The sequence below is a fragment of the Methanoregula sp. genome (assembly GCF_002835825.1).
Lineage (GTDB): Archaea > Halobacteriota > Methanomicrobia > Methanomicrobiales > Methanospirillaceae > Methanoregula.
In genome coordinates, this window is the sequence record NZ_PIZH01000029.1 from 1 (window position 1) to 11337 (window position 11337).

Here is an 11337-nt window from a genome sequence, read left to right on the forward strand (position 1 = left end):
AAATTCCGGGGAACGGACGTCGAGGAACTCACCAACACAATCAGCAAGACAATGGTCTGGCCAAAGGAGGGACAGATGGAAGGGGAGGACGCACGCGATGTCGTCTTCACGTTACACCGGCTCGTGGTTGCGATTGACAAGGAGCTTGGGATTGCAGATGCAGAGGTCGGGGAGTTCCGGTAGAGCCCGCTCCCCGCTCGACCAAAAATATATTTTAATGCGTATTTTTCCGGAAATCCCGGGTTTCCGTGCAGAAAAACCTGCCCTTTTCACGCCTGAAAATGAGCACAGCGCTTATATGCTCACGGCACCAATTGTATATGTGAATATTCTGCGCAATTGTATTCATTTTTTTAACGGAGGTTTTTCTTGACGGACAGTTACGATGCATCCCATATCACGGTGCTCGAAGGGCTGACACCAGTCCGCGAGCGTCCGGCGATGTATATTGGCAGTACTGATACCCGCGGCCTGCACCACCTTGTCTATGAAGTTGTTGACAACTCGATAGATGAGGCCCTTGCCGGGTACTGCAGTCGTATATCCGTGGTCATCAACCGGGACGGCTCCCTCATGGTCGAGGATAACGGCCGGGGCATCCCGGTCGACCGGATGGAGAAGAATGGCAAGAGCGCCCTCGAGGTCGTCCTCACAGTCCTGCATGCCGGCGGAAAGTTCGACAAGGAGTCCTACCAGGTCTCCGGAGGTCTCCACGGTGTAGGTGTCTCGGTTGTCAACGCCCTTTCCAACTGGCTCTCCGCCCACGTATACCGTGATGGCAACATCTATGAGATGCGGTTTGCACAAGGCAAGATGACGTCTTCGCTGTCGCAGCGGGAGGAAACCCTGGCAGAACTGATTGCACGGTACAAACAATGGTACGGTGCGACAGCGCAGTTCACTCCTGAAGATGCCCCGGAATCGGCCCCCGCACCGGGCCAGACCTCGCTCTCCTCTGCCTGTGTCATCGATCCCGGCAGGAGCGAGCAGGAGAACCGGCAGGCATTCCTTCTGCAGTTCGGCAAGAAGATGTCCGGTACCCGGATCCATTTTGTTCCGGATGCCACCATATTCGAGACTACCACCTTTGATTACGACATCCTGGCCCACCGTCTCCGGGAACTCGCGTTCCTGAACGCCGGGCTCACCATCATCATCACCGATGAGCGGACCGGCGATACGGCAACGTACTGTTATGCAGGCGGCCTCACCGAGTTCGTCAAATACCTCAACGATGGTGCTGAATGCCTTCACCCGGCACCGATCGATATCTCCAAAAAGGATCCTGAGAACAAGCTCGAACTCGAGATCGCTTTGCAATACACCACCGCGTACGACGAGAAGATCTACTCCTACGTCAACTCGGTCAATACCCGCGAAGGCGGGACTCACCTTGAGGGATTCCGCAGCGCCATCACCCGCACCATCAATACCGTGGCAAAGAGGAACGGCTTAATCAAGGAAAACTCGACGATCACGCTCCGCGGGGAGGATGTGCGGGAAGGGCTTACTTCCGTGGTCTCGGTCAAGATGGCGAACCCCCAGTTCGAGGGCCAGACCAAGATGCGCCTTGGCAACAGCAGTGTCAAGGGCATCGTAGATTCGCTCGTATACACCTGCCTGAGTGAATACTTCGACGAGAACCCGCAGGTGCTCAAGATCATCATCGAGAAAGCACTCTCCGCAGCAAAGGCCCGCGAGGCTGCCCGGAACGCCCGTGATCTTGCCCGGCGCAAGAGCACCTTAGAGAGTTCCGGCCTTCCGGGAAAACTCGCGGACTGCTCCGAGCGTGACCCGGCCAAGTCCGAGATCTATATCGTGGAAGGAGATTCGGCAGGCGGTTCAGCCAAAGGAGGCCGGGACCGGAAGTTCCAGGCAATTCTTCCCCTGCGGGGGAAGATCCTCAACGTGGAAAAGGCCGGCGAGCACCAGATCTTAAAGAACGCCGAGATCCAGACCCTCCTCACAGCCATTGGGACCGGTGTCGGCGAGAAGTTCGATGCCGAACGGGCACGTTACCACCATATCGTAATCATGACTGATGCCGATGTGGACGGCGCCCATATACGGACCCTGCTCCTGACATTCTTCTACCGCTACATGCCTAAGCTCATCGAGCTGGGATATGTGTACATTGCCCAGCCGCCTCTCTTCCGCGTCTGGAAAGGGAAGGAGGAGCATTACGTGTACAAGGAGGAGGAGATGCAGAAAGTATCCGCGGCAATGGGTGAGAAGGGCGTCTCCGTCCAGCGGTACAAGGGTCTTGGTGAGATGAACGCCCAGCAGCTCTGGGACACGACCATGGACCCGGCCCACCGTATTTTCCGGCAGGTGAACATCGAGGATGCTTATGAAGCAAACGAGATCTTCAAGACCCTGATGGGAAAAGACGTGGAGATACGGAAAAATTTCATCATCCGTCATGCAAAGGAGGTGACCAACCTTGACATCTAAGAAGGAAGAACCGGCAGGAGTGCCCGTGACCCACCGCACCGAGCCGGTCAGCATCGAGCAGGAGATGAAGGTATCGTTCATCAACTACGCGATGTCGGTCATAATCAGCCGTGCGATCCCCGATGTACGGGACGGCCTGAAACCGGTCCACCGCCGTTCACTCTACGGCATGTGGGACATGGGCAACACGAGCGACAAGCCCACCAGGAAGAGCGCGAGGGTGGTCGGTGACGTCATGGGTAAGTACCATCCCCATGGAAATACCTCCATCTACGACACCATCGTCAAGATGGCCCAGCCCTTCTCCTACCGGCACATGCTCGTGCAGGGGCAGGGGAACTTCGGTTCAATCGACGGAGACTCCGCGGCAGCCGAACGATACACCGAAGTCCGGCTCTTCCCCTACGCAGAAGCACTTCTTGAGGATCTTGACAAGGACACCGTGAAGTTCATCCCGAACTACGATGAGTCCCTGCAGGAACCAACCGTGCTCCCGGCAAAGATACCGAACCTGCTTGTCAACGGAACGGACGGTATCGCCGTCGGTATGGCAACGAAGATGCCTCCGCATAACTTAAAAGAGGTCTGCACGGCAGTCTCGGCCTACCTCGACAACCCGGAGGTCCCTGTCGAAGACCTCCTGCGGATCATGCCCGGCCCGGACTTCCCGACCGGCGGGATCCTGATGGGTGTCGAGGGCGTCAAGAACATCTACGCCACCGGCCAGGGCCGTGTTATCGTCCGCGGTGTTGCGGAGATCGAGGAGTCGGAGGGAGGCAACCGGGGCGACCGGATCATTGTCACTGAACTCCCGTACCAGGTGAACAAGGCCCAGTGGATCAGCGGGATTGCCGATATGGTCAAGGACAAGAGGATCGATGGCATCTCTGACATCCGCGACGAGTCCGACAAGGAGGGCATACGGGTCGTCTTCGAGCTCAGGAAGGGCACGATGGCGCCGGTCATCTTAAATAACCTGTACAAGAACACGGCGCTCGAGTCCAGTTTCTGGACTTCCAACCTTGCTATTGTCGATGGCCAGCCCAAGATCCTCAACCTTCACGGCCTCCTCGGGCACTTCGTCCAGCACCGGATCGAGGTGATCCGGCGCAGGTCCGAGTTCGACTTAAAGAAGGCGCAGGAGAAGGTCCACATCTTGAACGGGCTTCTCATCGCCCTGTCGAAAATTGACGCGATCATCAAGGCCATCCGTGCATCCGACACCGTTGACAATGCCCGGAATGCCCTCATCGCCCAGTTCGGGCTCGACGAGCCGCAGGCCAATGCCATCCTCCAGATGCAGCTCCGCCGTCTCGCTGCCCTTGAGCAGAAGAAGATCACAGACGAAAAGAGCGATCTCGAAGCCGAGATCCGGCGTCTTGAAAAGATCCTGGAGAACGAGGCAAACATCAAGGACGTTATCCGGCAGGAGACCGCCGCAGTTGCGGAGAAGTTCGGCGACAAGCGCCGGACCCAGATCGCGCTCGACACAAGCGAGCTCTCGACCGAGGATCTCATTGAGGACAAAGCAGTGCTGGTCTCGATCACTTCGGCAAACTACATCAAGCGCATGGACATCGACACCTACCGGAAGCAGCGGCGTGGCGGTCATGGCATCACCGGCATGACCACGAAGGAAGAGGACCTCGTAGACTCGGTCTTCACCGCCAGCATGAAGGATTACCTCCTCTGCTTCACGAACATCGGCCGCGTGTACTGGCTCAAGGTGTACCAGATTCCCGAGAGTTCGAGGATAGCAAAGGGCAAGCCGATCGTCAACCTCCTCAACCTCAAGGATGAGGTTGTCACGACCGTTATCCCGATCCGCGAGTTCCGGGCCGACCAGTACCTGATCTTTGCAACCAAGCTCGGGCAGGCCATCAAGATCCAGCTCGACGAATTCTCCAACCCCCGTTCCACCGGGACCAATGCGATCAAGCTCAGGGAGAACGACCGGCTCGTGGACGTTATCCTCACGGGCGGCAACAACGAGCTGATCCTGACCAGCCGCTTCGGCCAGAGCCTCCGGTTCCACGAGGACAGCATCCGTATCGTCGGCAGGAATGCCCAGGGTGTCCGGGGCATGAAGCTCCGGGGTGACGATACCATCGTTGCCATTACGCTCCTCGAAAAGGACCACCTCCTCACCATCTCCGATGTCGGCTTTGGCAAGCGGAGCGAGTTCGACGAGTTCCGCGGGCACGGGCGGGGCACGATGGGTGTCCGGAACATGCTGCTCGAACGCGATGCAGTCGTGATCGAGTCACGGGCTGTATTAGATACTGACGAGATCATTGCCATGACCGCTTCGGGCATCGTGATCCGCATTCCGGTCAGCGAGTTCCGGATCATCGGCCGCGGCACCAAGGGAGTCCGCGTCATGAAACTTGATGAGAAGGACAAGGTTGTAGGCATTGCTGTTGTGCCGGCGGAGATGGCCAATGGCAACGGAAACGGCGAGGGCGAAGCCGAAAAACCGGAAGAATAACCCTTTTTCCCGCTCTTTTTTTTCAAGTATTCATGCCAGGAGAGCATCCTTTATCTCTCCTGCCCCCGACATCCCTGATTGGGATCGTCCATGTACCGGAAAGAACTGAACGTCACCTCGCAGAACGAGGGTGACACCATCGACATTACCGAAGAAGTCCGCAGCGCAGTAAAAGAGAGCAGGATCAAGGAAGGACTGGTCCATCTCTTCGTCAGGCACTCGACTGCCGCACTCACGACCATCGAGTTTGAGCCGGGGGTGCTTAGCGACCTGAAACAGGCATTGTCCGTCCTTGCTCCGGACACCATCCCCTACGCCCACAATACAAGGTGGGGCGATGGCAACGGCCGGTCCCATGTCAAGGCTGCGCTGGTCGGGCCCTCCCTGACGGTGCCGGTCGGGAACGGCGAACTGCTCTGCGGGACCTGGCAGCAGGTCGTCCTCCTTGAACTGGACGTGAATGCCGGGCGGACGCGCTCGGTCATCTGCACCATAACGGGTGAATGAGTCCATGGCCGGCGATGACCTGAAGAAGGAGATCCGGCAGAAATGCACAGCGCTCGATATCCCCCTTGTCGGGTTTGCCCCTGCCGATCGCTGGGACACCCCGCTCTTTGACCCGTGGATTCCCCTGGAGTTCCGCCCGCGGGCCATCTGCCCGGAAGCAAAGACCGTGATTGTTTTCGGCCTGCCGGTCAGCCTGCCCATCGTTGATTCCGCACCATCGATATGGTATCGTGAATTATACAAGACCGTCAACAGCCTGCTGGACCAGGGCGGGTACCGGATCGCGTTGTTTCTTAGCTCGCGGGGTTTCCCCTCGGTCTGGATCCCGCGCGACGGGTATGGCTCGCTTGAGATCTTAAAAGAGAAACCGGTTGCCTTCTTCTCCCACCGCCATGCCGCGTTCCTTGCAGGCCTCGGGAATTTCGGGGTGAACAATGTCCTGCTGACACCGGAGTTCGGCCCCCGGGTCCGGTTTGCCTCCGTCTTTACTGCCGCAGAGATCCCTCCTGACGCGGTTATGGAAGAGCCCCTTTGCACCCGGTGCATGCGGTGCGTTGATGCCTGCCCGGTGCATGCCCTTCCCGGTCAGGAATATCCCCTTGGACTGACTGACAAACTGACCTGCACCGCTCGTTCGGAGGCACTGAACAAGCGTGCCCTTTCTCCCTGCGGGATCTGCATTAAAGTCTGCCCGGTCGGCCGCGACCGCACCGTATACGGGCGCGAGGACTGCTCGATATACGATGAAGAGAACCCGGATGCAGCCAGTCTCCACCGGTCCTGGAAACATGTGCGGTCATACGGGAGCCGGTAGGGGTCCTTTCAAATTATCGGCTTTCCCCCCGGGAGGGCATCTCCTTTTACTCTGGAAAAACAATTCCTCTGTTTTTATATTTAGGGACGATCAATTTCTACCCCTGTGTCCCTCAACCAGGGGAATGGTTCAGAGGTATGATAAAAAATCTTATATACGTACCTGCTATTGTATTGACTTATCAGGAAGGCCGGTAGATGGAGTCCCCGAGCAGCAGGAGGCAGAAGCGCCTTGCAGATCCCGCGCATGGCACCCATTTAATGCCGGAGGACGAGGATCCTGCCACAGATGTACCCATATCTGTCCTCTATGTGGACGATGAGCCCGCCCTCCTTGAACCAACAAAGCTGTCACTGGAAAAGCAGGGTAATCTCTCCGTAGACACAACAACGAGTGTCAGCTCTGCACGGGGGATGATGGAGAAGAGGGCCTACGATGTCATCGTCTCCGATTACCAGATGCCCGGTACCGATGGCATCGAATTCCTGCGGCAGCTGAGAAAGGAAGGCAACACGGTGCCCTTCATCATCTTTACCGGGAAGGGACGGGAGGATGCCGTCATCGAGGCTTACAATTCAGGCGCTGACTTTTACCTTGCCAAGGGGGGAAATCCCCGCGCGATGTTCCTTGACCTCACGCACAAAATCGAACAGGTCGTAAACCGTCGCCGGGCCGAGGAGGCGCTCAGAAAAAGTGAGGAAAAGTACCGCGCCATCTTCGAGACGTTCGATGACCTGTATTACAGGACCGACATGCAGGGAATAATCCTGGTTTTGTCGCCGTCCTGCCTGAAACTAACCGGGTATGATCCTGCTGAACTCATCGGGCATTCCGTCCTGGATCTCTACCCGGACCCGGAACAGCGGCAGCAGCTGGTCGAAGAACTCCTGCTCAACGATTCTGTCCACGACTACGAGATCATTTTACGGAACAAGGGCGGTGTTTTCCGGCACGTCTCGGTCACCAGCCATATCCTGCGGGGTGCTGACAAAAAACCCGTGGCCATCGAGGGGGTCCTCCACGATGTAACGGACCGGAAACAGATGGAGTCTGCGCTCCTAGCAAGCGAGGAGAAGTACCGGACCCTTGCAGATTTCCTCCCTGTCATGGTCTTCGAGACCGACCGTGAGGGACGGGCTACCTTTGCCAACCGCCTTACCTACCCGACGTTTGGGATCACTCCTGCCGATATCGTAAACGGCATCAATATCCTGGATTATATCGTTCCCGAAGAGCGTGAGGCTGCAAAGCAGGGTGTCGTGGACCTTTTCCGCGGCAGGGAGCGCAATCCCCATGAATACACCCTGATGAAAAAGGACGGTTCGCGGTTCCCTGCCATGATCCGGTCGGCTGCCATCCATGACTGGAAGAGCCAGAGCATCACCGGGATCCGCGGCGTTGTCATCGACCTGACAGAACAGAAAAAGCAGGAATCAGCCTTAAAAGAGGCGAATTCCAATCTTGAGCAGAAGGTGAAGGAACGGACACGCGAGCTGAGTGATCTCACGGAGAGCCTCAAACAAGAGATCTCCGAGAAGAACCGTGTCATGGAAGCGCTTCTGGTAAGCGAGGAGAAGTACCGGAACCTGGTCGAGCAGATCGGCGACATCGTCTTTCACGTTGACCCCTCCGGCCTGATCACCTATATCAGTCCCCATGTGCTGGAAGAGGACGGCAGTTTGCAGGGGCCCATCAATATCATTGAGATAGCCCCCGCGGAGTATCGCGACCAGATCCGCAGGATCCTCGACCCGTCTGCTCCCGCCCATGACCAGATTGCAGGATTTGAACTTCCGCTCCCGTCATCGCTGAATGAAAAAATCGTCCTCTACGAGGTCAATGCAACGCCGACTTTCGATAAGGAGAACGTGTACACCGGCTATTCCGGGATTGCCCGGAACATCACGGAGCGAAAGAACCTGCAGAATGCCGTAGCAGCATCCCTGCGGGAGAAGGAGATCCTCTTAAAGGAGATCCACCACCGTGTCAAGAACAACATGCAGGTGATCTCAAGCCTCCTGAATCTCCAGATAAAAGTCATGAAGGACGAGAAAAGCCGGGAGGCGCTCTTAGAGAGCCAGAACCGTGTCATGTCCATTGCCCTTGTCCACGAGAAACTGTACCAGTCAAAGAGTTTTGCCGAGATCGATTTCTACGATTATTTAAAGAAGATCTCCGAGAACCTGCTGCAGTCATTTGGCGTACCGAGAGGGAAGATCCGGGTAGATATCCGTGGCCAGAATGTCATCCTGCCGCTGGAGAAAGCGATCCCGGTCAGCCTGATCATCAACGAGCTACTCTCCAATGCATTCAAGTATGCCTATCCCGGGGACCGGACCGGGACCATCCTGGTGAGCCTCCGGCAGGATGGCGACCGGTACTTGCTCGTTGTCAGGGATGACGGTGTCGGTCTCCCGGAAACGATCACCCTTGACAATATCGGGACGCTGGGGCTCCAGCTGGTGATCTCGCTCGTCGGGCAGCTGGTGGGGACGATCGCGCTGGACCGGACCGGGGGAACGGAGTTCCGTATCGAGTTCACAAAAGAGATTTCGGGGGATTAGAGAATGAGTGAAGCCAAGATCCTGATTGTCGAAGATGAGGCAGTGACCGGGATGGACATCCAAAAAAGCCTTGTCGAGATGGGGTATTCCGTTGTTGCCATCGCCACGACCGGAGAACTTGCCGTGCGCAAAGCAGCGGAATTGCATCCAGAACTTATCCTGATGGACATCATGCTCGCAGGCAGGATGAACGGTATCGAGGCTGCCGACAAGATCCGGCGGCACTGCCACATCCCGGTTGTTTACCTTACCGCGTACAGCGACGACACGTTCCTTGCCAGGGCCAAGCTGACGGAGCCTTTTGGGTATATCCTAAAACCGTTCCGGGAGCTCGAGCTCAAGACCACGATCGAGATGGCCCTCTACAAGTACACCATGGAGCACGCCCTTCGGATCAGCGAAGAGACAACCCGTGTCATCCTGGATGCAACCGATGACTTCCTCTTCCTGATCGACCCCCGGGGCAGGTTCCTTGCGGTCAACCAGGCACTGGCAAAGAGGGCCAATAAAGAGGTCCGCGACTTCATCGGGACCGATATCGCCCGGCTGGTCACACAGGGAGTACTCTCTTCCCGCATGGCTGCATGGAACCTCAACACGAACCAGAAGGAACCGGTCCGGTTCCAGGAGGAGTTCCACAACCGCTGGTTCGATGCGGCCATCTACCCGGTTAAGTCGCCGGAGGGTGATGTTGTCCTCTTCGCAGTCTCGATCCGGGACATCACGGCCCGTAAGGTACAGGAGGAGCAGTCCCGGCAGAACGAGGAGTTCTTCCGATCACTCATCGAGGACACTTCTGACGTAATCGCAGTCCTGGACCGGGATGGCACCCTCAGGCACGAGAGCCCCTCGATCACGCGATGCCTTGGCTATGACCCGGATCATCTCGTGGGTAAGCCGTTCTCCGTTATCTTCCCCGAAGAGAGCCTGCCGGTATTCCGGCAGGTGTTTGAGGAGATCCTCAATACTCCCGGGATGGTCCGTGCCGTGAAGCTGCAGGTGAAGAGCGTGGACGGCTCCCCCCGGGTCATGGAAGGGATTATCAGCAACCTGTCGGGCAACCCGGTCATCGATGGGATCGTTGTCAACGGGTGGATAAAGAAGGAATCGTTGGATCCTGCCCTGGCCCGGCCCGTGAACAGTGCCCTGCCCGTACCCCCCTCCTGATCCTTGTTTTCCCTGTTTCCGTGTGACTGCCGTGTGCAGAAAACATTGATCTGTTCTCCCCACCAGGAATCCCTTCATGCAGTCTTCGGGATCGCTTTCACCGATTTTACATAGAAGAACCCGACGATACCGAAGGTTATGGCCGGGGAGACCCAGAACGGGATGTGGACGCCGAAACTGTCCAGGATCATGATAATGCCAAGGAAGAAGATCGAGTACATCGCCCCGTTCTTGAGGTACAGGAACTTTTTGATATTCTCGACATTCCTGACCGTCAGCTCACGGACCACGAACGCCCCGATGCCGTTGCCAAGAAGGATGAGGGGGACTGCCATCGTGAAGGCGAACGCCCCGATGACGCCGTCGATGGAGAAGGTGGCATCGATCACCTCAAGATAGAAGATCTTGGACATGTCCGACATGTCGCCGTGCAGCATCTTCTGTTCGGCCAGCTCGGCATTCTGCCGGAACCCGTGGACAATAAAGAACGCGGTCGAGCCGACCACTGCACCAAACGCAAGCATCGTGCTCTTCCCAAGAGCGAACCAGACGAGACCGGTCAGGAGGATCGAAACAACCGCAAAGAACCAGACGCCCTGCCGGACAAAGAACCGTTCGCCCCGGATACCGAAGTTCTTGTGTTCTAAAAAGAGCCAGTGGAAAAAGAGGAAGATGAGGAATGTCCCGCCGAACATCAGGAGCATGGGAGCAGACTCCTCGATGGCCGCAATTACCGCGGGGTCGCTTGAGAAGGTAGCCGTGAACGCCCCGATGGGCCCGAGCGCTGGCGAGGAGAGCCAGACGATGAGCCACGGAAGGAGGCCGCGGACGGCAAAGACGGCGATGATGAGGCCCCACAAGAGGAACCAGCGTTTCGCCCGCTCGCTCATCGTCGAGAGCACTTCGGCATTGATGATGGCATTGTCAATGCTTGTGATAGTCTCGAACAGGCAGAGCCCGGCCACGATAAGGACGATGGAGAGGAGGTCCATGGATCAGGATCATATGGTGAGCGGGAGGTAGAAAAGGATGGCGGAATTATCCTCTATCGTCATAAGGGACGGGATTTGTCGCCCGTGACAAAACAGAACGGGTCTTCGGCAGCAAAGTCCCCGCCTGCGGCATGGGCCCTTACGCGGCACCCCCCGCCGCACATCCTGCGGTGACGGCAGGTCCCGCAGCGGCCGGAGAACTGCATCTCCTTTCTGCGGAACAGCGCCAAGGAGGGATTCTCCGCCTCAGCCCAGAGGTTGCTGAAGCGCCGGTTCCGAACATTACCGCTAACGAATTCACGCGAACGGGCGAACTGGCAGGGCCAGACATTACCCTGTGCATCGATGTTC

8 protein-coding genes and 1 pseudogene are annotated in these 11337 nt (G+C 57.2%); 7 read left to right on the top strand and 2 right to left on the bottom strand.

Going from position 1 to position 11337, the window contains the following annotated elements:
• From CW742_RS02080 to CW742_RS02110, 7 genes and pseudogenes are all read left to right on the top strand, one after another.
• Positions 1-183: pseudogene (locus CW742_RS02080) on the top strand (hypothetical protein); the annotation flags it as partial.
• 186 nt (positions 184-369) lie between these two features.
• Positions 370-2454 (top strand): DNA topoisomerase subunit B, encoded by a 2085-nt coding sequence (locus CW742_RS02085; RefSeq protein ID WP_292415901.1) that lies wholly within the window; start codon positions 370-372, stop codon positions 2452-2454.
• A complete protein-coding gene (gyrA, locus tag CW742_RS02090) occupies positions 2444-4942 on the top strand; it encodes a DNA gyrase subunit A (protein WP_292415903.1) in 2499 nt (832 codons plus the stop codon). Before CW742_RS02085 ends, gyrA begins: the two co-directional genes overlap by 11 nt.
• 90 nt (positions 4943-5032) lie before the next feature.
• The gene (locus CW742_RS02095) at positions 5033-5449 is read left to right on the top strand and encodes a secondary thiamine-phosphate synthase enzyme YjbQ (RefSeq protein WP_292415904.1); all 417 of its coding nucleotides are present in this window, start codon (positions 5033-5035) and stop codon (positions 5447-5449) included.
• Positions 5450-5453: 4 nt separating this feature from the next.
• Positions 5454-6263: a 4Fe-4S binding protein gene (locus tag CW742_RS02100; protein WP_292415906.1), complete on the top strand. Its 810-nt coding sequence runs from the start codon at positions 5454-5456 to the stop codon at positions 6261-6263.
• Between the two features lie 197 nt (positions 6264-6460).
• Positions 6461-8827 (top strand): response regulator, encoded by a 2367-nt coding sequence (locus CW742_RS02105; protein WP_292415908.1) that lies wholly within the window; start codon positions 6461-6463, stop codon positions 8825-8827.
• A gap of 3 nt (positions 8828-8830) precedes the next feature.
• Positions 8831-9994 (top strand): PAS domain S-box protein, encoded by a 1164-nt coding sequence (locus CW742_RS02110; RefSeq protein WP_292415910.1) that lies wholly within the window; start codon positions 8831-8833, stop codon positions 9992-9994.
• Positions 9995-10068: 74 nt separating this feature from the next.
• Here the strand turns inward: CW742_RS02110 and CW742_RS02115 are convergent, their stop codons facing one another.
• Together CW742_RS02115 and CW742_RS02120 are read right to left on the bottom strand one after the other, a co-directional pair.
• Positions 10069-10986 carry a DUF475 domain-containing protein gene (locus CW742_RS02115; protein WP_292415912.1) on the bottom strand — a complete coding sequence of 306 codons (918 nt, stop codon included), beginning with the start codon at positions 10984-10986 and terminating at the stop codon, positions 10069-10071.
• Positions 10987-11045: 59 nt separating this feature from the next.
• Positions 11046-11337 (bottom strand): SPASM domain-containing protein (locus tag CW742_RS02120; protein WP_292415914.1); only part of this gene is annotated, 292 nt, incomplete at its 5' end.